Here is a 24,996-nt window from a genome sequence, read left to right on the forward strand (position 1 = left end):
TCAATATTGCTTGGAATATTTCAGCGTCACCGAGGGGCCGACCGCGCCGCCCGCCTGGCTCAGGATGCTGAGCGCGCGGGAGAGCGCGATGGTCAGCTGGGTCTGGGTGAAGCCCTTGGCGTCGCTGATCACCTCCACATAGATGTTCTTGGAGATGTATTTGCCCGCCGCGAGACTGGTGCCGCGCCCGGTCGTGTCGTCACCGCCGAGCACGCGCAACCGGTCCAGCCCGGTGGCACCGCGCAGCTTGCCGAGCGCGCCCGCCCCGCCCCCGCCCGTCCTCAGCGAATTGAGCGCGGCGGCGAGCTGCAGCGCCTCCATCGGCGACAGCGAGGTCACCGAGGAGCCGAACAGCAGCCGCGACAGCACCTCGTCCTGCGGCAGCGACGGCGTCGAGGTGAAGGTGATTTGCGGATGCGTGCCGGTGCCGCCGATGTTGATGCCGATGTTCACGCTCTCCACGGTGGTGGTCGCCGTGATGTTGAGATCGGGATCGAGCAGCGGGCCGTTGAACTGCACCGTGCTGGTGTCCGCCACGTCAAGGCGGCGGCTGGCGAAGGTGTAGGTGCCGCGTACCACCTGCAGCTTGCCCACGACACTCGGCGCGGTGACGGTGCCGCCGATCCGCATCCGCGTGCTCCATTCGGATTCGAGGCCCATGCCGGACACGAAGATCTGGTTATCGCCGCGGATCTTGATGTCGAGCTTCCAGTTGCTCGGCGCCGGCCCCTGCGTGGCGGCGGCGGCGTTGGGATCGAGCGGGGCGTCGCCCTTGCGGCGCACGCCGGTCAGCTCGGTGATCTGCGCGGCGTCGTTGCGCACGTAATTGTAGCGCGCTTCCTGGATGCGGATGTCGCCCTGGATCAGCCCGCCCGCTGCCTTCGAATTGGTGACGTGGACGGAGCCGGACGCGGTGCCGCTCATCCCGTCCGAATGGGCGAGCTGGGCATTGTCGAGCTTGGCGGTGATATCGATCGGGAAGCCGCTATCCGCCGCGAAGCCGACCGAGCCGGAAGCCTGGATCGTGCCCTTGCCGGCGGTGCCGGTCAGGTTGTTGAGCTGGAATTGCGACTGGGTGAAGCGCCCGTCGATCGCGAGGTTGGTGATCGTCGTGCCGGTCGACGTGTTCTCGTAGCGCAGCTGGTTGGCCTTGATCACGCCCGTCACCTGCGGGGCCGAGACGCGGCCCGAGAAGTCCGCGCCGATCGCGATCGGGCCGGCGAGCGTCTGGCCGCCGATGCCGGTCAGCGTCCACAGCACCTCGGCCGGGCCGTTGTAGCGGATGCCGCCCGAGATCGGCCCGGCCATCAGCCCCGAGAAGTCGGACGCCGCCGCCATGCGCACCTGCACGCGGCCGATGTTCGCGCCACCACGCCGGATCAGCGCGTTCACCGCATTGCCCTCGCGCCCCAGCGTGCCGAGGATCGCGATGTCGACCGGATCGGAGATGACCAGCGCGCCGGTCCGCGTGAAGCCGCTGATGTCGATGCGCGCGCGGGCATCGGGGATCGCCGATCCGTGCATGGCGAGGTCCACCGTACCGTTCGCCTTGCCCGACAGGCCGAGCGAGGGCGCGAAGGCCTGCGCGATGCCGATATCGACATTGTTCAGCTTGGCGTGCGCCTCGGTGGTGGCGCCGTAGCGGCCCCACAGATCGACGCTGCCCTGGTTGGTGACGATCGTCGCGGGCTGGAGGACGTAGTCCTTGCCCTGCTTCGTCAGCACCGCAGGCCGTGCGAGGCTGAACGGGATCGAGTTGGCCGAACCCTTGAGGTTGGCGAGGATGCGGTCCGGCGTGAACTGGGCCTGCGCCGCGACGTCGAACGGCACGCCGCTGGTGCCGCTGGCGGTGACCGCCGCCGTACCGCGCCCACCCGCGTAATTGATCTTCGCGCGTGCCGAACGGACCAGCAGGGAGCCGCTGCGCACATCGACGAAAGCGGCCGAACCGTTGATCGAGGGGCCGGCCGGCAGCACCAGCACGCTCGCCCGGATCAGGCCGGAGCCGATCGTGACCGGCGCCTTGCCGGGCAGCTTCGCCTGATTGGCGGTGAGGTTGACGTCGGCCTTCTGGTTCTTGCCCGCCGCCGCCAGCGCGACCTGCCCGTTGAGGCCGGATCCGGCGACGAACAACGTGCCAGCGAACGGCCCGGCGGCGGTCTGCACGATATTGCCGTGGACGGTGATGCCCGCGACGAGCAGCGAATTGATGTTGACAGCGAGCGGGCCCTTGCCCGCCTTGATGAGAACGTCGGCGGTGAACGGCCCGTAGTCCGATCCGCCCTTGGCTTGCACACGATAACCCGCCGCCGATCCGGTCAGCACCGCATCGAGATTTGCGAGGCCAATGCCGACGCCGGGATGTGCGGCCTTCAGCTCGGCGCGCGGATTGGCGATCGTGCCGGACGCCGTGATCGTCGCGGGGCCATAGGTGCGCGACCAGGCGCTCGCCTGCGCGCGGATCTGGCCGGTGGTGAGGTTGTAGGAGCCGCTGCCGTGATCGATCCGCAGGTCGGGCGCCACCATGCGGAGATTGCCGATGGTGGCGCCTGCGCGCGGATCGTAGCCGACATCCGCCGTGATCACCGCATTGCCGCCGAGCTGCTGGGCGAGGCTGGCGTTGGTGATCTTCTTCGTGTCGATGCGGACATGGCCCTTCACGCCGAAGCCGCCATTGTCGGTGGGCACCAGCTTCGCGTCGGTGACGAGATTGATCCGGCCGAGACCGTTCACATCATAATCGTTCACCCGCCCCTTGAGCGCGCCGGTGTAGGTGCCGGTCGAAAGGTCGGCGAGGATCAGCGCCGTCGCGTCGATCTTGTCGGAGCGCAGATGCAGGTTGTCGGAGAAGACCTGCTGCTTGGCGTAAGCGATATCGCCGTCGAGCCGGATGTTGGTGACGAGGCCGCCGGCCGCCGCGTTGAGGCCTGTCACCCGGCGCGCGGTGGCGTGGATGGGAACGATCCACTTGTCGGCCTGCGTGTGCGCGGCGCCGCTCGCCTGCAGCCCGTCGATACCGGTGGCGCCGAAGGCGATGCTGTCGGCCGATGCCTTGTAGGCGATGTTGGGCGCGAGGAAGCCGCCGTCCAGCGTGGCCTGCACCTGCACGTTGCGGCCCGCGAGGTTCGGCGCGATCGCCCCCGGCGTAAGCAGCCGCGCGGCGACTTCGAAATTGCCGAAGCGGCTCTTGTCGAAATCGAGGATGCCCTGTGCGTGCGCCGCGAACGCCGCCGAGGCGAGGCTGAGATTGGTGTTCGCCACCCGCTTGTCGAGCGCCACGGTGCCGTCAATGCGGATCGCGGGCGAGGTCATGCGGGCGGCCGGGCCGGTCAGCATGATCGCCGGCTTCACCTGCCCAAGCGCGTGGAAGGTGCCGTCCTTGCCGGTCAAGTCGATATCCATCAGCGGCTGGCCGCCCAGCGTCGCCGCCGCCTTGCCCTGCCACAGATGCCAGTCGCCTTGCCCGCCGACCGAGAGCGTCAGCGGCCGGCCGAGCTTGCCATAGCTGTCGACGAGACCACCGGCCGGTGCGTTGAGCTTCACGTCGATCTTCAGGCGATTGTCCGCCGGCACCGCGTCGATCAGCGCGTGGAGCCTGTCGCCCCCCGCCACGCCCGGCGCGGCGATCGTGTCGGCATCGACCAGCAATTGCGCGCGACCGTCCGAGATCGCGGCATTGCCGTCGATCTTCACGATCGATCTTTTGCCCGTCACCGGCGGCTCGAGGATGAAGCGATCGACGTGGAGATGCTTCAGCGTCAGGTCGATATCGGGGATGGTCGGCGCATTGGGATCGCTCGGCACCGGCTTCAGCGCCGGGTTGCGCAGCATGCGGATCTCGCCCGCCGTCACGCTGTCGAGATCGATCCTGGAGTGGATGTAGGCAAAGGGGTGCCACTGGATATCGACCGACGGCGCGGTGATGAACACGCCCTGCTGGTCGCGGATTTCCAGCCCGTGCAGGATCATGTGGCTGTAGATCGATCCCTCGATCTCGCGGACATGGATGTTGATGCCGGACGCCGTGGTGTAGGCGCCGAGCTGGCTCGCGAGGAAGCGCTTGCCCGGCCCGGTATTCAGCCCGAGGATCAGCGCCACGATCAGGCCCAGCAGCACCGCCAGCGCGACCGCGACTCCGGCCACGATCCGCTGCCACAACGGCTTGCGCTCGACGATGACGACGGTTTCGGTCTCGGCGGGCATCGGCTCCTCGGCCATCAGAATGCCTGCCCGATCGAAATGTAGAGCGCGATCTTCGATTCACCCTTCTGCCGGTTGATCGGCGTCGCGATGTCGAGCCGCATCGGTCCGAAATTGGTGTAGTAGCGCCCGCCGATGCCCGCGCCGTAGCGCATACCCGAGATGCCGGGTGTGGAGCTTTCTCCCAGCCGTCCGCCGTCGAAGAAGGGCACGATCCCGAAATTGCCGAAGCGGTAGCGCACCTCGGCGGCGAACTCCGTGGAGGACAGGCCGCCGATCGGATTGTTCTGCGCGTCCTTGGGGCCGAGCTGCTGGTAGCCGAAACCGCGCACCGATCCGCCGCCTCCGACATAGATGCGCCGCGACGGCGCGATCTCGGCGATGTCGTTCACGCCGACGATCGAGCTGACCAGCGCGCGCCCCGCCAGCACGATCGAGCTGCCGATCGGGACATAGCCGGTCACCTGCCCGGTCAGCCGGCCATAGCCCTTCACGCCCTTGTGGATCGAGCCTTCGGGGCTGACCCGCGCCAGCACGCGAAAGCCCTTGGTCGGGTTCAGCAGGTCGTTCGAGCGATCGTACTGCACCTGCATCGGCAAGGCGGCGATCAGGTAATTCTTGCGCGGCCGGTCGCCGGTCGCGTCGAGCGCCGCGCCCTGCTCGTTCGATCCGACCAGCTCGGCGCCGTAGCTGTAGGTCCACACCTTCTGCCAGATCGGCGTCGACTGGCGGGACCAGTTGATGCCGAGGTTGATCGTCTTGGCGTCGTAGGCGTCGTAGTTGGAGCGATCGAAGCCGCCGGTGATCTGGAAGGTCTTGTCGCGCTGCCCCGCGTTGGAACGGCGGAAGGTGGCGTTGGCGCCCTGTTCCTGCGTGCCGCCGATCACGCCCAGGATCAGCGCGCCTTCGGGCGTGAACATGTTTCGGTGGGTCCAGGTGACCTCGCCCTTGATGCCCTGGCCGGTGCCATAGCCGCCCTCGGCCGCCCAGCTGCGCCACGGCCCCTTGGCCTGCGTGACCTCCAGATCGGTGATCTCGGTACCGTCGGGGGCCTTCACCCCGGTATCGACTGGCTGCACCGCCACCGTCGAGAAGATGCCGGTGGCGACCAGCGCCTGCCTGAGATCGTCGGCCTTGCGGCTGTCGTAGAGGTCGCCCGGCTTGAAGCGCGGGAATACGGCGAGATGCTTTTCGGTGAAGATCTTGGCGCCCTTGCCCGACGGGCGCACCTTGCCGAAGCTGGAACGCGGGCCGGCGGTGAGCGGCAGGGTATAGTCGCCGGTGTGGGCCTGATCGTCGAGCAGCACGTCGCGGTCGCCGAGCTTGGCGAAGGGATAGCCCTGCTCGGGCAGCGCGAGCGAGATCTGCGCCTCGCCGCCGGTGATTGCGATCGAGCGGATGGGATCGCCGACCTTCACCTGACCGGTCAGCGCCTTGGTGGCGATGCCGGTCGGCTCCGGCTCGGCGCCGGCGATCGCGATGCTGGAGAGGCTGTAGCGCGGGCCGGGCGTGACGCTGATCGTCGCCACCACCTGCCCCGGCTGGTTGGGCACGGCGACAACGGTAGAAGTGGCGACCCCGTCATAATAGCCTTCGGAGCGCAGCAGCTTGCCGGCAAGCGCCTCGTCATCCTTGGCGCGCGCCGTCACCTGCGCGGCGTTGGCGGCCTTCTTCTTGCCGTTCTCGAGTTCGGACAGGCTGCGGAATTCGTCCTCCAGCCCGATCTTGGACAGCCCCTCCACCTTCATCGTGTAGCGGATGCGGGTTTCCTCGGTGGTCGGCACCGCCGCCTTGCTGGTGTCCGGCGTCGGATCGAAGCCGGCGAGCGGCGGCAGCGGCTGGGCGAGCGCGGGATCGTTGGCGACCGGCGGCGTGGCCGGCGTCGAGGGCGCCACGGTGGCCGGCGGCGCGGCCATGCTGTCGAGCGGCGGCAAAGCAGCGTTGAACGAGGGATCGCTGGCAGGATCGACCGCTTGATCCGCTGGCGACCGGGCCGTGGGGAAAGCCGGCGCATCCTTGCGGGCGTATGCGGGCGATGCGATCGCCAGCGCCAATGCCAGGGCAGAGATCAGCGGGGTGCCGGCAGGCTCGCGAAAATCACCCCCTGAACGCACCCCATACCCCTTCATCGACGCGACACGTCGCTCCCGTTGGGCCAACGTCGCACCGCAGCAACGGTTCCGATCAAAGTTAACAGCCTGTCCCGGCGGAAATATCAAGCGGCTCGCGCATTGAGGAGACCATGCAGGACGAGACCGCACCCGCCCCGCACCGCCACCGGCTGGAGCGTACCCGCGATTTCGCGCATCGCGCGGAGAAAGCCGGCAAGGGCTTCTTCGGCACGCTGATCGCGAAGATCAGCCGCGACAATGTCGCGCTGATGGCGGCCGGTGTCGCCTTCTACTGCTTCCTGTCGCTGGTGCCTTTGCTCGCCGCCGTGATCCTCACCTACGGGCTGATCGCCGATCCGGCGACCGTCGCCGACCATATCCGCACGATCATCACCGTGGTGCCGAAGGACGCAGCCAAGCTGATCCTCGACCAGCTCGTCGCGGTGGTGACGGCGTCGTCCGGCAAGACCGGCTTCGGGCTGATCGTCGCGCTGCTGATCGCGGTCTACGGCGCCACCCGCGCCTCCACCGCGATCATGGCGGCGCTCAACGTCATCTACGGCCAGCAGGACGAGGGGCGCGGGTTCATCATGGGCACGTTCGTGTCGATGGGGATCATCGTCGGCGCGGTCGGCGTGGCGGTGACCGGGCTGATCTCCGCGACCATACTCGGCTGGCTGCAGACGGTGCTGACCAGCCTCGGCCCGGTGGCGCTGATCGTGATCAAGGTCGGTACGTGGATCGTCGCCGCCCTGCTGGCCAGCGCGGCGATCGGCGGCGCCTACCGCTTCGGCCCCAACCGCGCGCCGACCGGCTGGCAGTGGATCAGCATGGGATCAGGGATCGCCACCCTGCTGTGGCTGGCGGCGACGGTGGGCCTTGGCCTCTACGTCTCCAGCTTCGGCAATTACAACGCCACCTACGGGTCGCTGAGCGCGGTGGTGGTGCTGCTGATGTGGTTCTACGTCTCGGCCTACGCGATCCTGCTGGGTGCCACGATCAACGCGATCCTGTGGCCGCAGAAGCGCCGGAAGAAACTGGCGGAAGCGCAGGCGGCATCCTGACCGATCCTCCCCCGCCAGGGGAAGGTGGCGCCCCTCGGGCGTCGGAGGGGGAAGACGGCGGGGCCGTGTCGGGAACTCCGCCGCCCTCCCCCTCCGTCAGGCTTCGCCTGCCACCTCCCCCTGGCGGGGGAGGATTTCGTCTTCGGCGTCCGCTTTCTCGATCTCGCGCCACACCAGGAATGCGCCCAGCGCCGCGACCGCCAGCCCGATCGGGCGGCGGCCCCTCGTCAGCATCAGCGATGCCCCACTCGTCAGCAAAGCGGCGGGAATCGTGCCGATCGTCGCCACTCCCGCCTTCTTCCGGACGAAACCGACCAGCGCCGATGTCGCCAACCCCCTGATCATGACCGTATCTCCCCGGTGGACACGCTACCATCGCTTGCGCGACGATCCGGTTCCGCGCAATAGGATCGCGTCGGGGGATTTTGCGTATGCACGAGCCTGTTCACCACTATCTCGATCCCTTTCTCGACAAGATCGAGACACGGGACAAGCTGACCGAGGATGAGAAGGCGGCACTGCGCGCCCTGCCTCAGAAACTGGTCCGCACCGCCGCGCGCAGCCGCATCGTCGAGGAGGGCGAGAAGCCCACCCACGCCTGCATGGTGCTGGAAGGGATCGTCTACCGATCCAAGATCGCATCGACCGGGCGGCGCCAGATCATCTCCTTCCATGTGCCGGGCGACATGGTCGATCTGCACACCGTGCTGTTCAAGGTCGCCGATCATACGATCGAGACGGTGCGCAACGCGGCTGTCGTGCTGGTGCCGCACAAGGCGATCCTGGAAACCGCAGAGGAGGTGCCGGCACTGGGCCGCGCCTTCTGGTACGACACGCTGCTCGATGCCTCGATCCAGCGCGAGGCGCTGCTCAACATCGGCCGGCGGGACGCGCGCAGCCGCACTGCGCACCTGTTCTGCGAGCTGGCCGTCCGTCTGAAGCGGGTAGGCCTCGTCACCAACGGCAGTTTCGAGCTGCCGATCACCCAGACCGACATCGCCGACGCGCTGGGCGTGACCCCGATCCACACCAACCGAGTGCTCGCCCAGTTCCGCAAGCAGGGCCTGATCACGGCGACCGGCAAGTCCGTCACCATCCACGACTGGCGCGCGCTGGTCGCGATCGGCGACTTCGACGCCACCTATCTCCACCTAGAGGGGCCGTCCGACCTGCATCTCTGATGGACGATAGCGGACCGCCGGTCCGGCGGATCATTCACGTGGATATGGACGCCTTCTATGCGTCGGTCGAGCAGCGCGATAATCCCGAACTGAAAGGGCATCCCGTCGCGGTCGGCGGATCGCGGGAGCGCGGCGTGGTGGCGGCGGCCAGCTATGAGGCGCGCGTGTTCGGGGTACGCTCGGCCATGCCGTCCTCCCGCGCGCGGCGGCTATGCCCGGATCTGATCTTCGTGAAGCCCCGCTTCGAGGTCTATCGCGACGTCTCGCGCCAGATCCGCGCCATCTTCGCGCGCTACACCGCGCTGATCGAGCCGCTGTCGCTCGACGAGGCCTATCTCGACGTCACCGCCGACATGGCCGGCCTGGGCTCCGCCACCGCGACCGCCGAACGCATCCGCGCCGAGATCCGCGCGGAAACCGGCCTCACCGCGTCGGCGGGCGTCTCCTACAACAAGTTCATCGCCAAGATGGCGTCGGACCAGAACAAGCCCGACGGTCTGTGCGTCATCCCCCCGCACAAGGGTCCGGACTTCGTCGCCTCGCTGCCGGTCAAGCGCTTCTACGGCGTCGGCCCGCGCACCGCCGAGAAGATGGCGCGGCTCGGCATCGAGACTGGCGCGGATTTGCGCGCACAGTCATTGGAATGGCTCAACCGCAATTTCGGCAGCTGGGGCGACTATCTCCACGGCGCCGCGCGCGGGATCGACCATCGCGAGGTGAGGAACGATCGCCCGCGCAAGTCGGTGGGGGCGGAGAACACCTTTTTCCGCGATCTCGTCAGCCCCACCGAACTGATCGAGGCGCTGGACGAGATCATCGACACCGTCTGGCCGCGCATCGAGAAATCGGAATCGCGCGGCCGCACGATCACCCTCAAGCTGCGCTACAATGACTTCCACACCATCACACGCGCGAAGAGCTTCGCCGAGCCGGTACGAGACCGGGCGCAGTTCACCGAGGCGGGGCACGCACTGCTGCTGGCACTCTGCCCGGTCGATCGGCCGATCCGCCTGCTCGGCCTCACCCTCTCAGGCCTCGAGCAGCCCGACGATCCTCGAGCGGGGCAATTGGATCTGGGGCTATAGTATAAATCCTCTCCCGCCAGGGGGAGGTGGCACGCGAAGCGTGACGGAGGGGGCGGGCTGCGGAGTTCCCGAGACGGCACCGCCGCCCTCCCCCTCCGAAGCCTGCGGCCCCACCTCCCCCGGGCAGGGGAGGATTGCGGCGTTATCCCTCGTCGGAACTGTTCGCCGCCGCCGCCGCCAGCGCCGTCATGTTGACGATGCCGCGCGCCGTCGTGCTGGCGGTCAGCACATGCACCGGCTTTGACATGCCGAGCAAAGCCGGCCCGACCGGCAGCGCGTTGGTCGCCGCCGCCAGCAGGGTGAAGGCGATGTTGGCGGCATCCAGCGTCGGCATCACCAGCAGGTTGGCGCTGCCCTTCAGCGTGCTCGATCCGACGAGGATGTCGCGGATCGCCGGGATCAGGGCGGAATCGGCGTGCATCTCGCCGTCGATCTCCAGCTCGGGCGCATCCTCGCGGATGTGCTTCAGCGCCTTGCGCATCTTCTTGGCGGAGGGCGAGTTGGACGCGCCGAAATTGCTGTGGCTGAGCAGCGCCGCGCGCGGCGTAATGCCGAAGCGGCGCACGGCGTCGGCCGCCAGCAGCGTCATCTCCGCGATCTCCTGCGCGTCGGGATCGACGTTCATGTGCGTGTCGCAGAAGAACAGGGTCCGGTCGCCGACGATCAGCGCCGACATCGCATAGACACGCTTCAGGCCCGGCAGGCGCGGGATGATCGGCAACACGTCGGCGGTCTGCTGCCACCAGTCGGCGGTGCCGCCGCACAAAGCCGCATCGACCAGCCCCTCGTTCAGCAGCATCGCCGCCGTGATCGCCGGGCGCCGACGGACGCGATAGGCCGACGCGCCGGGCGTGACGCCGCGCCGCTCGACCAATCGGCAATAGGCGGCCTCGAGGCGCGGGATCTCCGCCTCCTCGCTCAGCGGATCGAAGATATCGAAATCTCGACCCTCGACCATGCGCAGGCCGAGCGCCTTGATCTTGCGCACGAGTATCTCGCGCCGGGCAACCAGCACCGGGCGTGCCAGCTTCTCGTCGATCACGACCTGCGCGGCGCGCAGCACCCGCTCGTCCTCGCCCTCGGCATAGGCGACCTTCTTGAGCGACGCGCGCGCCTGCTCGAACACCGGATGCATCAGCTGGCCGGAACGATAGGCGAAGCGCATGAGCTGCTGCTCATAGGCCGGAAAATCGTCGATCGGGTGCTTGGCCACGCCCGTGCGCATCGCCGCCCGCGCCACCGCCGGCGCGACCAGCAAGGCGAGGCGCGGATCGAACGGCTTGGGGATGATATAGTCCGGCCCGAACAGCATCTGCGCGCCGCCATAGGCACGCGCCACGCTCTCGTCCGGCTCGATGCGGGCCAGCTCGGCGATCGCCTCGACCGCGGCGACCTCCATCTCGGCGTTGATCGTCGTCGCCCCGCAATCGAGCGCGCCCCGGAAGATGTAGGGGAAGCACAGCACGTTGTTGACTTGGTTCGGATAATCCGAACGGCCAGTCGCCATGATCGCATCGGGGCGGATCTGCCTGACGATCTCGGGGCGCACTTCCGGCTCGGGATTGGCGAGCGCGAGGATCAGCGGCTTCTCCGCCAGCAGCGGCAGCCACTCCTCCTTCAGCACCTTCGGCGCGGAGAGGCCCAGGAAAACGTCGGCACCCGCGATCACGTCGCCCAGCGTGCGGGCGTTGGTCTCGCGCGCGAACGGCTCCAGCTCCGGCGTCAGCCCCTCGCGGCCCTTGTAGACCACGCCCTTGATGTCGGTGAGCGTCACATTGTCCTGCGGCAGGCCCATCGAGATGAGCAGCCGCACGCAGGCCATCGCCGCAGCGCCCGCGCCCGACGTCACCACCTTCACGTCGGCCAGCGTCTTGCCCTGGAGAAGCAGGCCGTTCCGAACGGCCGCCGCGCAGACGATCGCGGTGCCGTGCTGATCGTCGTGGAAGACCGGGATGTTCATCCGCTCGCGCAGCTTCGCCTCGATCGCGAAGCATTCCGGCGCCTTGATGTCCTCCAGGTTGATCGCGCCGAAGGTCGGCTCCAGCGCCGCCACCACGTCGACGAAGCGATCGATGTCGGTCTCGTCCACCTCGATGTCGAAGACGTCGATCCCGGCGAACTTCTTGAAGAGCACGGCCTTGCCCTCCATCACCGGCTTGGAGGCGAGCGCGCCGATATTGCCGAGACCCAGCACCGCCGTGCCGTTCGACACCACGCCGACGAGGTTGGCCCGCGCGGTATAATCCCGCGCCTTGTCCGGGTCCGCCGCGATGTCGAGGCAGGGCGCGGCCACGCCCGGCGAGTAAGCGAGCGCGAGATCGCGCTGCGTCTCCATCCGCTTGGTCGGCTCGATGGTGAGCTTACCGGGGCGCGGCTCGCGGTGATAGCTGAGCGCGGACTGGCGGAGCGTCTCGTCCATGATGTCTCCAGAAGGCAGGGCTTGGCGCGTCCCATAGCCGTAGCGTCCGGGCGGGTGAACCCGCTTATCGGGAAAGTTTGCACGCCCTCTGGCGCAGCCGTCCGCGCGATCCCATCTGCCCGCCATCGCAAGAGACGAGGAAGGGGAGCGATCGTATGATCGACCTGTATTACTGGACCACGCCGAACGGCCACAAGATCACGATGTTTCTGGAGGAAGCCGGCCTCCCCTATCGCATCCACCCCGTGAACATCGGCAAAGGCGAGCAGTTCGCGCCGGATTTCCTGTCCATCGCCCCCAACAACCGCATCCCCGCCATCGTCGACAACGAACCCAAGGGCGGCGGCGCCCCAATCCCGCTGTTCGAGAGCGGCGCGATCCTGCTCTACCTCGCCGACAAGATCGGGCGTTTCGTGCCGTCCGACCCGCACGGACGCGCGGAGGTGCTGCAGTGGCTGTTCTGGCAGATGGGCGGGCTTGGCCCGATGGCCGGGCAGAATCATCATTTCAGCGCCTATGCGCCCGAGAAGATCCCCTACGCGATCGATCGCTACGTGCGCGAGACGCGGCGGCTCTACGGCGTGATGGACAAGCGGCTGGCGGACCGCGCCTTCCTGGCCGGCGACAGCTATTCGATCGCCGACATGGCCTGCTATCCGTGGATCGTCCCCCATGAGCGGCAGGGACAGGATCTTGCCGACACGCCGAACCTCAAGCGCTGGTTCGATGCGATCGCCGAACGCTCGGCGACCCGGCGCGCTTATGCGCTGTCGGACACGATCAACACGGTTCCCAGCGTCAGCGACGAGGAAAGCCGGAAGATCCTGTTCGGCCAGGGGGCTAAGTAACCTCTTCCTCCCTGCGCGAAGCGTGGGGAGGGGGACCGCTCGCGCAGCGAGTGGTGGAGGGGCCGCCGGCGAAGACGGCGGTGTGCCACCGCCGCCCGTCCACCACCCTGCGGGTGGTCCCCCTCCCCATCTGTGATGGGGAGGATGAAGTCAGGCCATCTCCACAACATGCGCGGCGAGGCGATCGACCTCGCCGCGATCGTGGCTGACGTAGAGGATCGGCAGGCCGAGTTCGTCGCGCACGCGCTCGATCAGCGCCATGATCTCCTGCCGCCTTGCGACGTCGAGCGAGGCCAGCGGTTCGTCCATCAGCAGGAAGCGCGGGCCGGACAGCAGCGCGCGCCCGATCGCCACCCGCTGCGCCTCGCCCCCCGAAAGGGTGCGCGGCCAGCGATCGAGCAGATGCGCGATGCCGAGGAAGTCGGCGATCTCGTCCAGCCCCATACTGACACCCCCGGCGCGCCGCGCGCCGTAGAGCAGGTTGCCGCGCACCCGGTAATGCGGGAACAGCCGCGCATCCTGAAACACATAGCCGGCGGCACGGCGATCGGCGGGAACGTTCACGCCCTCGCCGAACAAGGTCTCGCCACCGACCCGGACGTGCCCTGCATCGGGCCGGATCAGCCCCGCCACCATCGCCAGCACGCTCGATTTGCCGGCGCCCGACGGGCCGAACAGGGCGGTCAGCCCCGCCCCGCTCGAAAAGCGCACGGCCACCTCGGTATCCGGCCCCATCCGGCGGCGGACATCGACATCAAAGGACATGCTGGCCCCGCCCCGCGCCCGCCCGCCGCGCCAGCACCTCGGACACCACCAGCGCCCCCAGCGACAGCACCACGGAGATCACCGCCAGCCGCGTGACCGCCCCCTCCGATCCGGGCACCTGCAGCGCCGCGTAGATTGCGATCGGCAGGGTCTGCGTCTCGCCGGGGATGTTCGAGACGAAGGTGATGGTCGCGCCGAACTCGCCGATCGATCGCGCGAAGCCCAGCACCGCGCCGGCCAGCACGCCGGGCAGCGCCAGCGGCACGGTGATCGTCCAGAACACCCGCCACGGCGAGGCGCCGAGCGTCCGCGCCGCGCCCTCCAGCCGGCGATCCACCGCCTCGATCGAGAGGCGCATCGCGCGCACCATCAGCGGCAGCGCCATGATCGCCGATGCCAGCGTCGCCCCCGTCCAGCGGAAGATCAGGGTCAGCCCAAACCAGTCGTGGAGCAGCGATCCGATCGGTCCCTTCACGCCGAAGCCGATCAGCAGCAGCCACCCCGTCACCACCGGCGGCAGCACCAGCGGCAGGTGGACCAGCGCATCGACCAGCACCTTACCCGGAAAGCGTGCTCGCGCGAGCAGCAGCGCCAGACCGAAGGAAACCGGCGTCGCCGCCGCCACCGCGACGATCGTCACGCGCAGCGACAGCTCGACGATACCCCACTCTTGCGGCGTCAGCAGCGCCACGTCAGTTGGCGTTGGGGAAGTGCGCGAGGAAGCCGTATTTCCGGAAGATCGCGCGGCCGTCCTTCGAGATCACGAAACGGCGGAAGGCTTCCGCATCGGGGCTGGAGGCGGCACTCAACCGCGCGATCGGATAGGTGATCGGTGCGTGGCTCCTGGACGGGAAGACGTTGACGATCCGCACCTTCTTCGATGCGAAGGCGTCGGTCGCATAGACGATGCCGTAGGGTGCCTCGCCGCGCTCCACGAAGGCGAGCGCCGCGCGCACGCTGTCGCCGCGTACCACCTTGCCTTGCACCTGCTGCCAGACGCCGAGCGCGGTGAGCGCCGCCTTGCCGTATTTGCCCGCCGGCACGGAATCCGGGTCTGCCATGGCGAGCTTGCCGTCGCCCAGCGCCCTGGCGAGCGGGAAGCCCGGCTTGATCGCAATGGTGCCGGTCGATCCGGCGGGCGCGACCAGCACCAGCGTGTTGGCGAGGAACGATACGCGCGTGCCCGGCGCGACGAGGCCGTTCTTCTGCACGTCGTCCATCCACGGCTCGTCCGCCGAGATGAAGATGTCGGCCGGGGCGCCCGCATCGATCTGCTTGGCGAGCGCGGAGGAGGCCGCGAAGGAGATGGTCGGCCGCTCGTGATGCTTCGCCGCCCACGCATCGGCCACGGCGTTGAGCGATTCCTGCAGGCTGGCGGCCGCGAACACCAGCGGCGCTTTGGCGAGCAGCGCGGAGGGCAGCGAGACGGCGGCGACCAGCGACAGGATCAGGCGGGACATCGGGCGCATGACGGAGGCTCCGGAGAATTATGCGCTGTGCATGGCGGGATATGACGTGGAGCGCAACGCCCGAAATTAGGGCTGCGTCGGCAGAGGTTCCGTGCGGGCGAGCCGCGCCAGCGTCGCCTCCCCGTCATGCGCGGCACCGGCGATCGCCGCCTCCAGCGCGCGATAGGCGGTCAGCACTTCGCGCCCCGTCTCGCTCAGCCGCGCGCCGCCGCCCTTCGCCCCGCCCGCCGACGTCTCGACCAGCGGCGCGGCCCAGCAACGGTTCATGGCATCAACCAGCAGCCAGGCCCGCCGGTAGCTCATGCCCATCGCCCTGCCCGCTTTGGTGATCGATCCCTCGCGGTCGATCGCGTCGAGCAGATCGGCCTTGCCCGGCCCCATGGCGATCTCCTCGCCACACAGGATCTGGGCCTTGAGCTTGAGCGTCACTTGCGCGTCACCGGGGTGCCGCCTCCGCCCGTCTGGCTTCCGCGCCGTTGGTGATGTCGGCCGCCTGCCAGCCGCCGCCGACCGCCTGGATCAGCGCCACCGCCGCATTCTGCCGGTCGACCTGCGCCTGGATCAGCGCGCGCCGCGCGGACAGCGCGCTCGCCTGCACCGTCACCACATCCGTATAGGCGACGATGCCGGCCTTGTATTGATCGAACAGCGACGTCTCGCTCTTGTCGGCGGCGATCGAGGCCTGCCGCTGGAAGTCCTCCTGCTTCTTCAGCACGACGCTCGCGACGAGATTGTCCTGCACATCCTGAAAGGCCGTGAGCGTCACCTGACGGTAGTTCGCCACCTGCGCGTTGAAGGCCTCGCGCGCCTGCCGCACGCGGGCAGAGCGCGCGCCGAAATCGAGCAGCGTCTCGGCGACCTGCCCGCCCACCGACCACAAGGAGGCGGAGGACGCGAACAGGCCGGCGAGCGACCCGTTATTGAAGCCGCCATCCGCCGAGAGGCTGACCGTCGGGAAGAAGGCCGCCTTCTCGACGCCGATCTGGGCGTTGGCGGCAGCGACCTGCCGCTCGGCCGATGCGATGTCGGGGCGACGCTGGAGGATGACGGAGGGCAGCGCCACGGGAACGTCAGGCACCACCGGGGTCCACGCCGTGCCGATCGACGGCAGCGTGAACACCGCCGGATTGTCGCCGACCAGCACCGCGATCGCGGTCTCGAACTGGGCGCGCGTGCGCTTCTCGCCCTCGAGATCGGATTGCGCGGAGGCGAGCTGGGTCTGCGCCTGATACACGTCCGAATGGGGCGCGATGCCGGCATTATACTGGTTGGACGTGATGGTCAGCGCGCGCTGGTAGGCGGCGACCGTCGCGGTCAGGCTGTCGATCTGCGCGTCGGCGGCGCGCAGGCTGAGATAATCGGTGGCCAGTTCACCCTGCAGCGCCAGGCGCGCATTGGCGAGATCGGCGAGCCGCGCCTGTTCGGTCGCCTTGGCATTGGAGACGGTGTTGGCGATGCTGCCGAACAGATCCGGCTCCCAGCTCGCGCCGAGCTGGACCGAATAGTTGGTGGATTTCTTCGATCCGCTGGAGGTGACGCCGCCCTGTACGATCGAGCGGGCGCCGCCGGATTCGCTGTGCGTCACCGATCCGTTGGCGGTAACCGTCGGGAAGAAGCTCGCCCGCGCTCCCTTCGTCGCGGCGCGCGCCTGCCGATAGGTGGCGGCCGCCTGCGCCACGGTGTTGTTGTGCGCGTCGGCGCGGACCATCAGGTCGTTGAGCGTCGCGTCGCCGAACGCCGTCCACCAGTCGCCGCGGGGCCTGTCGTCGGCGGGCGTCGCGGGCTGCCAGCCCTCGACCGGCTTCCACTGGTCGGCGGGCGGGGTCGTCGGCCGCTCGTAATGCGGCGCGAACGAACAGCCGGCGAGGAGCACAGGCAGGAGAAGGATGCTTTTCTTCATACGCGGATTTCTCTGAGCGGTCGGCGGCGCTTCGCATTGCGACGATGCGCCAGCTTGTCGAGGCAGACGTATACCACCGGCGTGGTGATCAGGGTGAGCAGCTGGCTGGCGATCAGCCCGCCGACGATCGCGACGCCGAGCGGCCGGCGCAGCTCCGCCCCCTCGCCGAAGCCGATCGCCAGCGGCAGCGCGCCGAGTGCGGCGGCGAGCGTGGTCATCAGGATCGGGCGGAAGCGCAGCAAGGATGCCTCGCGCGCCGCCTGTTCGGCGGTCAGCCCGCGCGCGCGCTGCGCCTCCAGCGCGAAATCGATGATCAGGATCGCGTTCTTCTTCACGATGCCGATCAGCAGGAACACGCCGATCAGGCCGATGATGTCGAACTCCATGCCCAGGATCATCAGCGCCAGCACCGCGCCGACGCCCGCCGCCGGCAGGGTGGACAGCACGGTGATCGGGTGGATCAGATTCTCGTACAGCATCCCCAGCACGATGTAGATCGTCACCAGCGCGGCGAGGATCAGCAGCGGCTGCGAGCCCTGGTTCTGCTGGAAGGCGGCGGCCGTGCCCGCGAAGGTGCCGTGGACGTTGTTGGGCAGGCCGATCCGCGCTTCCGCCGCCTCGATCTCGGTCTGCGCGTCGGACAGCGCCTTGCCGGGCTGGAGATCGAAGGAGATGGTGGCGGCGACCTCGGTGCCCTGGTGGTTGACCGAGGCGGCGGTCGGCGCCTGCGAGAAGCGCGCGATCGTATCGAGCGGGACCATGTTGTGCGCGGTGGTGCTGAGCGCCGATCCAGTCGAGGGGTCGCGCAGCGCCGGGTTGGTCGGCACGGCGGTCGTGGCGCCGCCGGTGCTCGTGCCGGTGCCGCTGGTGCCGGTGTTGCTCTGGCTCTGCGTCGCGATCGGGCTGACGACCGCGCTCGCCGATCCGGATGCGCTGGTGTTCGCCGCCTGCGCCGCGGCATCGGCGGCGACGGAATCGGCGGGGATACGCACGTCGGGCAGCGCGTGCGGACCGGTGGTCGCATCCGGTCGCCAGCCGAGGATCACGCTATACTGGTTGATGTCCTCGTAGATCGTGGCCGCCGCGCGCTGGCCGAAACTGTCATAGAGCGCGTTGTCGACATCGAGCGGGCTGATGCCGAGGCGCGCTGCCGCATCCTTGTCGATATTGACGAAGCTTTCGACGCCATTCTCGGCAAGGTCGCTGTCGACGTTGGTGACGACCTTGCTGTCGAGCAGCGCGTCGTTGAGCTTCTGCGCCCATTTCTGCAGATCGGCGGAGCTGTCCGCCATCAGCGTATATTGATAGGTCGAATTGCCCTGCCGCCCGCCGATCCTGAGATCCTGAACCGGGCTGAGGAACAGGCGGATGCCGCTGACCGGCTGGAGTTTCCTCTGCAGCCGCTGGATCGCATCTGCGCTGGTCAGGCCATGGCGCTGCCCGACCGGTTTCAAGGCAATCATGATGAAGGCGCCGCCCGCCCGGCTGCCGCCCGTGAAGCCCACGACGCTCTGCACCGCGTGATCGGACTTGATGATCTTCACGATCGTCTGCAGCTTGGTCTGCATCGATTGGAACGACACGCTTTCGTCGGCGCGCACGCCCGCCATGATCAGCGGCGACTGCTGTTGCGGAAAGAAGCCCTTGGGTACGACGACGTACAGATAGGCGGTGAGCGCCATCACGACCACGAGCAGCACCAGCACCAGCGGCTTCATCGCCAGCGCCCAGTCGAGCGCGATCGCATAGCAGCGCTCGGCGAAGCCATAGCCCCGCTCCAGCGCGCGGGAAACGCGGCCCGGCTCCTTCTTGCGCTCCGGCCGCAGGAACCAGGCGCAGAGCATCGGCGTCATGGTCAGCGACAGGACGAGGCTGATCAGCACCGAGACCGAGAGCGTCACCGCGAACTCGCGGAACAGGCGGCCGACGATCCCGCCCATGAACAGCAACGGGATGAACACCGCGACGAGGCTGACCGAGATCGACAGCACGGTGAAGCCCACCTCGCGCGCGCCCTGCAACGCGGCCTCGAACCGGCCCATTCCCTGCTCAAGATGCCGCGTGGTGTTCTCGAGCACGACGATCGCGTCGTCCACCACGAAGCCGGTCGCCACCGTGATCGCCATCAGCGACAGATTGTTCAGGCTGAATCCCAGCAGGTACATGACACCAAAGGTGCCGAGCAGCGAAACGATCGTCGCCACCGCCGGGATCATCGTCGATCGCAGGTCGCGCAGGAAGGCGAAGACCACGATCACCACCAGCGCCAGCGCGATCCACACCGTCACCTCGATCTCGCGGATCGAGGCGCGGATCGAACTGGTGCGGTCCACCGCGATGCTGACCTTGATGTCGGCGGGCAACTGCGCCTCCATCTCGGGCAGCTGCGCCTTGATGGCATCGACCATCTCGATCAGGTTGGCGCCCGGCTGCTGCGTGATGTTGACGATGATCGCGCGCTTGCCGTTGTAGAGGCCCATCGTGTGGACGTCCGCCACGCTGTCGGTCACGTCGGCGATGTCGCCCAGGCGGACGGCGGCATTGTTGCGCCACGCGATCACCAGCGCGCGATAATCGACCGCGTGGCGGCCGGCGGCGTTGGTGTAGATCTGCCAGCTTCGCCCATCGGGCGCCTGCAGCAGCCCCTTGGGCCGGTTGGCGTTGGCCGCCTCGATCGCGGCGCGGACATCCTCCATCGCGATGCCGTAGCTGTTGAGCCGGTAGGGGTTCACGTCGACGCGCACTGCGGGCAGCGATCCGCCGCCGACCTCGACGTCGCCGACGCCCTGCACCTGCGAGATGCGCTGCTGCACGATGTTGGAAACGGCGTCGTAAATCTGCCCCGCCGTCATCGTGTCGGAGGTGAGCGCCAGCGTGACGACCGGCTGATTGGCCGGGTTCATCTTGCGATAGGTCGGGTTCTGGCGGAGCGTCGCGGGCAGATCGACACGGCTGGCGTTGATCGCCGCCTGCACCTCGCGCGCCGCGCCGTCGATATTCTTGCTGAGATCGAACTGCAGCGTGATCCGCGTCGAACCGAGCGAGGATTGCGAAGTCATCTCCGTAATGCCGGCGATGGTCGAGAGGCGGCGCTCCAGCGGGGTCGCCACGCTCTGCGCCATCACTTCGGGGCTGGCGCCGGAGAGGTTGGCGGTCACCGCGATGGTCGGGAAATCGACCTGCGGCAATGGCGCCACGGGCAGCGACAGAAATCCGGCGATCCCAGCCAGCGCCAGCCCGATCGTCAGCAGGATGGTGGCGATCGGCCGCCGGATGAAAGGCGCGGAAAGGTTCACGGCCGCGCTTCGGGGCCTACGTCGGGGGACGAGCGCACGCCCCAGCCGCGCCGCGCGAAGAATTGCTGGCCGCGATCGAAATAGAGGTAGACGATCGGTGTCGTGAAGATGGTCAGCATCTGGCTGACCAGCAGGCCGCCGAAGATCGCGATGCCGAGCGGACGGCGCAGTTCCGCCCCCTGCCCCATGCCGACCATCAGCGGGATCGCCGCGAACAGCGCCGCCAGCGTCGTCATCAGGATCGGCCGGAAGCGCAGGATCGCCGCCTGCCGGATCGCCTGCGCGGGCGGCAGCCCTTCGTCGCGCTCGGCGGCGATGGCGAAGTCGATCATCATGATCGCGTTCTTCTTCACGATGCCGATCAGCAGCACGATGCCGATGATCCCGATGATATCGAGATCATGCCCCGTCACCCACAACGCGAACAGCGCGCCGACGCCGGCCGACGGCAAAGTGGAGAGGATCGTCACCGGGTGGATGAAGCTCTCGTAGAGCACGCCCAGCACGATGTAGACGCACACCACGGCGGCGAGGATCAGCGCCAGCTGGTTGTCGAGCGATCCGGAGAAGGCCCCCGCCGCGCCGAGGAAGGTGGTGGAAACGCCACGCTTCAGCCCGATCGCGTCGATCTTCTTCTGGATCGCCTTGGTCGCGGTACCGAGCGAGACGCCGGGCGCCGTGTCGAACCCGATCGTCGCCGCCGGGAATTGCGCGACGTGCGTGATCTGGAGCGGGGACTTGCCCTCCGTGATCGTCGCCACGGCGTTGAGCGGCGTCGCCCCGCCGGACGCGGGCAGGTGGAGCAGCCCCAGCGACTGCGGATCGGTCAGCAGGCCCGGCGCCGCCTCGAGGATCACGCGATACTGGGTGGTCTCGGTGAAGATCGTCGAGACGATGCGCTGGCCGAACGCCGAATAGAGCGTGTCGTCCACCGACGAGGCGGTGATGTTGAGACGCGCCGCCGCGTCGCGATCGATCGCGATGTTGGCGGACGCGCCTTCCTGCCCTGCATCGGTGGTGACGTTGCGCACCTTGGAGACGGATTGCAGTGCCTGCACGATCCGCTTCGCTTCGGAATTGACGTCGGCCGTGTTCGATCCCTCGACCGACAGGCGATATTGCGTCGGCCCGCTTTCGGCATCGATCGTCAGGTCCTGCGTCGGCTGGACGTAGAGCGTCAGGCCGGGGATCTGCCCTACCGCGCGCTTCAGCCGCTGCATCACTTTTTCCTGCGCGGGATGGCTCTCCTTCAGGTTGATCAGCATCGTACCCGAATTGAGCGAGGCGTTGTTGGAGCCGTCGACGCCGACGAAGGAGGAGAGCGAGTCCACCGCGCTGTCCTGCAGGATCACGTCCGCCGCGCGCTTCTGCAGCTCCGCCATGCGATCGTAGGAGATGCTGGAGGTCGCGACGATGCGCGCCTGAATCTGCCCGGTGTCCTGCGTCGGGAACAGGCCCTTGGGGATGACGAGATACAGCAGCACCGTCAGCACCAGCGTGCCGATCGCGACGATCAGGGTGGCGAAGCGGCGCGCCAGCACGAAATCGAGCGCGCCTTCGTAGCGGCGCTCCACGTAAGCGAAGGCGGCGGCCGAGCGCTCCGCGATCCGGCTCGGCTTCTCGTCCTTGGGCGCCTTGAGCCAGCGCGCGGACAGCATCGGCGTCAGCGTCAGCGACACCACTGCCGAGATTAGGATCGTCACGGCCAGCGTGACCGCGAACTCGCGGAACAGGCGGCCGACGATGTCACCCATGAACAGCAGCGGGATCAGCACCGCGATCAGCGAAACGGTGAGCGAGATGATCGTGAAGCCGATCTCCCCCGCGCCCTTCAGCGCCGCCTCGAAGGGGGGCACGCCCTCCTCGATATGGCGCTGGATGTTCTCGATCATCACGATCGCGTCGTCGACCACGAAGCCGGTCGCAATGGTCAGCGCCATGAGGCTGAGGTTATCGAGACTGTAGTCGAGAAGGTACATCACCCCGAACGTGCCCATCAGCGAGATCGGCACGGCGAGGCCCGCCACGAGCGTTGCGCGCGCGGAGTGGAGGAAGAAGAAGATCACCAGCACGACCAGCACGACCGCCAGCACCAGCTCGAACTCGACATCGTGCACCGAGGCGCGGATGCCGGTGGTGCGATCGGCCAGCACCTGCGTCTTGAGGCCGGCGGGGAGCTGGCGGAGCAGATCGGGCAACTGCGCCTGGATCGCGTCCACCGTGGCGATCACGTTGGCGCCCGGCTGGCGCTGGACGTTGAGGATGATCGCCGGCGTCGAATTGGCGAGCGCGCCCAGACGGGTATTCTCGGCTCCTTCAACGACTTGCGCGACGTCCTTCAGCCGCACCGGTGCATTGTTCTGATAGGTGACGATCAGGTTCTTGTAATCGTCGACCGTCTCCAGCTGGTCGTTGGCGTTGATCTGGTAGGATCGGTTCGGCCCGTCGAAGCTGCCCTTGGCGCTGTTGGCGTTGGCGTTGTCGATCGCGGTGCGGAGCTGGGCGAGGCTGAGGCCGTAGCTGCTGAGCGCCTGCGTGTCGGCGCGGATGCGCATCGCCGGCTTCTGCCCGCCGGCCAACGTGACGAGGCCGACGCCGCTGATCTGGCTGATCTTCTGCGCAAGACGGGTGTCGACGATCGACTGCACCTGCGTCAGCGGAATGGTCGTCGAGGTGACGGCGATCGTCAGGATCGGCGCGTCGGCCGGGTTGATCTTGGCGTAGACCGGCGGCGCCGGAAGATCGGCCGGCAGCAGCGCGTTGGACGCGTTGATCGCCGCCTGCACCTCCTGCTCGGCGACGTCGAGCCCCTCGGTCAGCCCGAACTGGAGCGTGATCACGGACGAGCCGGCCGAACTGGTCGAGGCCATGCGAGTCAGCCCCGGCATCTCGCCGAAGTTGCGCTCCAGCGGCGCCGTCACCGTCTGGCTCATCACTTCGGGGCTGCCGCCCGGATAGAGCGTCGTCACCTGGATGGTCGGGTAATCGACCTCCGGCAGCGCCGAGAGCGAGAGCGAGCGGAAGCCCACCAGGCCCGCCAGCACGATGGCGACCATGAACAGGGCCGTGGCGACCGGCCGCAGGATGAAGATGCGCGAGGGACCCATGGCCTAGGCGATCAGCCGCCGTTTCCGCCGCCGCTCCGGCGGTGGCGACCGCCTTTGCCCTTGCCGCCCGCACCCGCCGCCGGCGCGTCACCCGGTAGCGCCACGGTCGTGCCCTCGGTCAGCCGGTCGCCGCCGTCGGTGACGACGGTGTCGCCGACCGCGAGGCCGCTGGTCACCTGCGTCTTGTCCGACGAGCTCACGCCGATCTTGACGACCCGCTGGGTGACGGTGCGATCGGGCTTGAGCAGCCAGACGAAATCGCCGTCCGGCCCGGTGCGCACGGCGGCGGGCGGCACGGTGATGGCGTTCTTCACCGTATCCACGGTCAGCCGCACGTTGACGAACTGGCTGGGATAGAGCTGATAGCCCGCATTGGGGAAGCGCGCCTTGCCCTTGATCGTGCCGGTGGTGGTATCCACCCGGTTGTCCAGCGTCGAGAACTTGCCCGTATCGAGCGTCTGCGTGCGCGTGCTGTCGAGCGCGATCGCGGGGATCTCCGCCCCTTGCGCGATCCGCTTCTGGATGGCGGGCGCCTGCTGCTGGGGAATGGCGAACTCGACGTCGATCGGCTGGAGCGTCGTCACCACCGCGATGCCGGTGGAGCTGCCCGCGCCGACATAATTGCCGATATCGACCACGCGCAGGCCGATCCGGCCCGAGACCGGCGAGACGATCTTCGTGAAGCCCAGGTTCACCTGCGCCTGCTGCACGGCGCCCTGATCGCTCATCACCGTGCCTTCGAGCTGGTGGACGAGCGCCGCCTGCGTGTCGCGGTCCTGCCGTGCGATCGAATCCTGCGAAATCAGGATGTCGTAGCGCTTGAGCTGGACGCGCGCATTTTCGAGCTGCGCCCTGTCGCGGGTCAGCGACCCCTGCGCCTGCAGCAGCGCCGCGCGATAGGGGCGCGGATCGATGATCGCGAGCGTCTGGCCCTTCGCGACCTTCTGGCCTTCCTGATAGAGGATCTGGGTGATCGTGCCCGAAACCTGCGGGATCACCGTCACCGTCGCCGCCGGTGTCACCGTGCCGAGCGCCTCGGTCTGCACCGGCAGGTCGGCGGTCGCCGCCTTGGCGGTGCCGACCGTCGTGGTCTGGCTGCGGAAACTGAACGGACCGCCGCCCCGGCCTCCGCCGCCTCCACCACCGCGATGCCGGCCGCCGCCGCCCGATCCTCCGGCGGCACCTTCCGAGGAAGAGCTGTGCGAGAGCCAGAAAACCAGCCCGACCAGCGCCAGCACGCCCAGGATTCCGGCGACCCAGCTGATCGCCCGCGCGCGGCCGGAGAAGCGGCGCGGCTCCTCGTCCACCCAGTGGGCATGCTCGTGTGCGGGCTGGTCGTGCTCGGGCACGCGATCGTCGGTCATGAAGGTTCCGTGATGAATGTTCGGCGCGGCGTTAACGGCCAACGGATGCAGCCTGATGTCAAGCCTGCAACGCTGGTGATCCCGCCGCTGAATCGCGGAAACACCCGATCGCGCATTTTTATCCGTCGGAGAGTTCCTTAATCGGATCGCGCGGCCTATGTGCCTCGCAACCCATGATCGCACCCGC

General features: G+C 68.1%; 16 protein-coding genes. 4 read left to right on the forward strand and 12 right to left on the reverse strand.

Annotated elements, in window-relative coordinates:
- Both QGN17_RS08485 and QGN17_RS08490 read right to left on the reverse strand, forming a co-directional pair.
- Positions 1-4,218, reverse strand: a complete 4,218-nt coding sequence (locus QGN17_RS08485; protein WP_281044047.1) for a translocation/assembly module TamB domain-containing protein — start codon at positions 4,216-4,218, stop codon at positions 1-3.
- Positions 4,218-6,314: a BamA/TamA family outer membrane protein gene (locus QGN17_RS08490; RefSeq protein WP_281044048.1), complete on the reverse strand. Its 2,097-nt coding sequence runs from the start codon at positions 6,312-6,314 to the stop codon at positions 4,218-4,220. Before QGN17_RS08490 ends, QGN17_RS08485 begins: the two co-directional genes overlap by 1 nt.
- Before the next feature lie 128 nt (positions 6,315-6,442).
- Between QGN17_RS08490 and QGN17_RS08495 the strand changes: the two genes are divergently transcribed.
- A complete protein-coding gene (locus tag QGN17_RS08495) occupies positions 6,443-7,375 on the forward strand; it encodes a YihY/virulence factor BrkB family protein (RefSeq protein WP_281044049.1) in 933 nt (310 codons plus the stop codon).
- Between the two features lie 96 nt (positions 7,376-7,471).
- Here the strand turns inward: QGN17_RS08495 and QGN17_RS08500 are convergent, their stop codons facing one another.
- Positions 7,472-7,720, reverse strand: coding sequence for a hypothetical protein (locus QGN17_RS08500; RefSeq protein ID WP_281044050.1), 249 nt, complete (start codon positions 7,718-7,720; stop codon positions 7,472-7,474).
- Between the two features lie 86 nt (positions 7,721-7,806).
- Between QGN17_RS08500 and QGN17_RS08505 the strand changes: the two genes are divergently transcribed.
- The gene (locus QGN17_RS08505) at positions 7,807-8,556 is read left to right on the forward strand and encodes a Crp/Fnr family transcriptional regulator (RefSeq protein ID WP_281044051.1); all 750 of its coding nucleotides are present in this window, start codon (positions 7,807-7,809) and stop codon (positions 8,554-8,556) included.
- The gene (gene dinB / locus QGN17_RS08510) at positions 8,556-9,641 is read left to right on the forward strand and encodes a DNA polymerase IV (protein ID WP_281044052.1); all 1,086 of its coding nucleotides are present in this window, start codon (positions 8,556-8,558) and stop codon (positions 9,639-9,641) included. Before QGN17_RS08505 ends, dinB begins: the two co-directional genes overlap by 1 nt.
- Before the next feature lie 142 nt (positions 9,642-9,783).
- On the opposite strand, the gene QGN17_RS08515 is transcribed toward dinB, so the two are convergent.
- Positions 9,784-12,060 (reverse strand): NADP-dependent malic enzyme, encoded by a 2,277-nt coding sequence (locus tag QGN17_RS08515; protein WP_281044053.1) that lies wholly within the window; start codon positions 12,058-12,060, stop codon positions 9,784-9,786.
- 155 nt (positions 12,061-12,215) lie between these two features.
- Here QGN17_RS08515 and QGN17_RS08520 point away from each other — a divergent pair, with 155 nt between their 5' ends.
- Complete coding sequence (locus QGN17_RS08520) at positions 12,216-12,908, forward strand: glutathione binding-like protein (protein WP_281044054.1); 693 nt, start codon at positions 12,216-12,218, stop codon at positions 12,906-12,908.
- 150 nt (positions 12,909-13,058) lie between these two features.
- On the opposite strand, the gene QGN17_RS08525 is transcribed toward QGN17_RS08520, so the two are convergent.
- The 8 genes from QGN17_RS08525 to QGN17_RS08560 all read right to left on the reverse strand — a co-directional run bounded on the left by QGN17_RS08525 (position 13,059) and on the right by QGN17_RS08560 (position 24,809).
- Positions 13,059-13,673 carry a molybdenum ABC transporter ATP-binding protein gene (locus QGN17_RS08525; RefSeq protein WP_281044055.1) on the reverse strand — a complete coding sequence of 205 codons (615 nt, stop codon included), beginning with the start codon at positions 13,671-13,673 and terminating at the stop codon, positions 13,059-13,061.
- Positions 13,663-14,358 carry a molybdate ABC transporter permease subunit gene (gene modB, locus QGN17_RS08530; protein ID WP_281045183.1) on the reverse strand — a complete coding sequence of 232 codons (696 nt, stop codon included), beginning with the start codon at positions 14,356-14,358 and terminating at the stop codon, positions 13,663-13,665. Before modB ends, QGN17_RS08525 begins: the two co-directional genes overlap by 11 nt.
- A gap of 7 nt (positions 14,359-14,365) precedes the next feature.
- Positions 14,366-15,133 (reverse strand): molybdate ABC transporter substrate-binding protein, encoded by a 768-nt coding sequence (gene modA / locus QGN17_RS08535; protein WP_281045184.1) that lies wholly within the window; start codon positions 15,131-15,133, stop codon positions 14,366-14,368.
- A gap of 75 nt (positions 15,134-15,208) precedes the next feature.
- Positions 15,209-15,523, reverse strand: a complete 315-nt coding sequence (locus QGN17_RS08540) for a winged helix-turn-helix domain-containing protein (RefSeq protein ID WP_281045185.1) — start codon at positions 15,521-15,523, stop codon at positions 15,209-15,211.
- 55 nt (positions 15,524-15,578) lie between these two features.
- Positions 15,579-17,042, reverse strand: a complete 1,464-nt coding sequence (locus QGN17_RS08545; protein ID WP_281044056.1) for an efflux transporter outer membrane subunit — start codon at positions 17,040-17,042, stop codon at positions 15,579-15,581.
- Positions 17,039-20,338 carry an efflux RND transporter permease subunit gene (locus tag QGN17_RS08550; RefSeq protein WP_281044057.1) on the reverse strand — a complete coding sequence of 1,100 codons (3,300 nt, stop codon included), beginning with the start codon at positions 20,336-20,338 and terminating at the stop codon, positions 17,039-17,041. The genes QGN17_RS08545 and QGN17_RS08550 overlap by 4 nt, the downstream gene beginning before the upstream one ends.
- Positions 20,335-23,445, reverse strand: coding sequence for an efflux RND transporter permease subunit (locus QGN17_RS08555; RefSeq protein WP_281044058.1), 3,111 nt, complete (start codon positions 23,443-23,445; stop codon positions 20,335-20,337). Before QGN17_RS08555 ends, QGN17_RS08550 begins: the two co-directional genes overlap by 4 nt.
- An 11-nt stretch (positions 23,446-23,456) precedes the next feature.
- The gene (locus QGN17_RS08560) at positions 23,457-24,809 is read right to left on the reverse strand and encodes an efflux RND transporter periplasmic adaptor subunit (protein WP_281044060.1); all 1,353 of its coding nucleotides are present in this window, start codon (positions 24,807-24,809) and stop codon (positions 23,457-23,459) included.
- Positions 24,810-24,996 lie beyond the last annotated feature (187 nt).

The organism is Sphingomonas oryzagri (assembly GCF_029906645.1).
GTDB lineage: Bacteria > Pseudomonadota > Alphaproteobacteria > Sphingomonadales > Sphingomonadaceae > Solisphingomonas > Solisphingomonas oryzagri.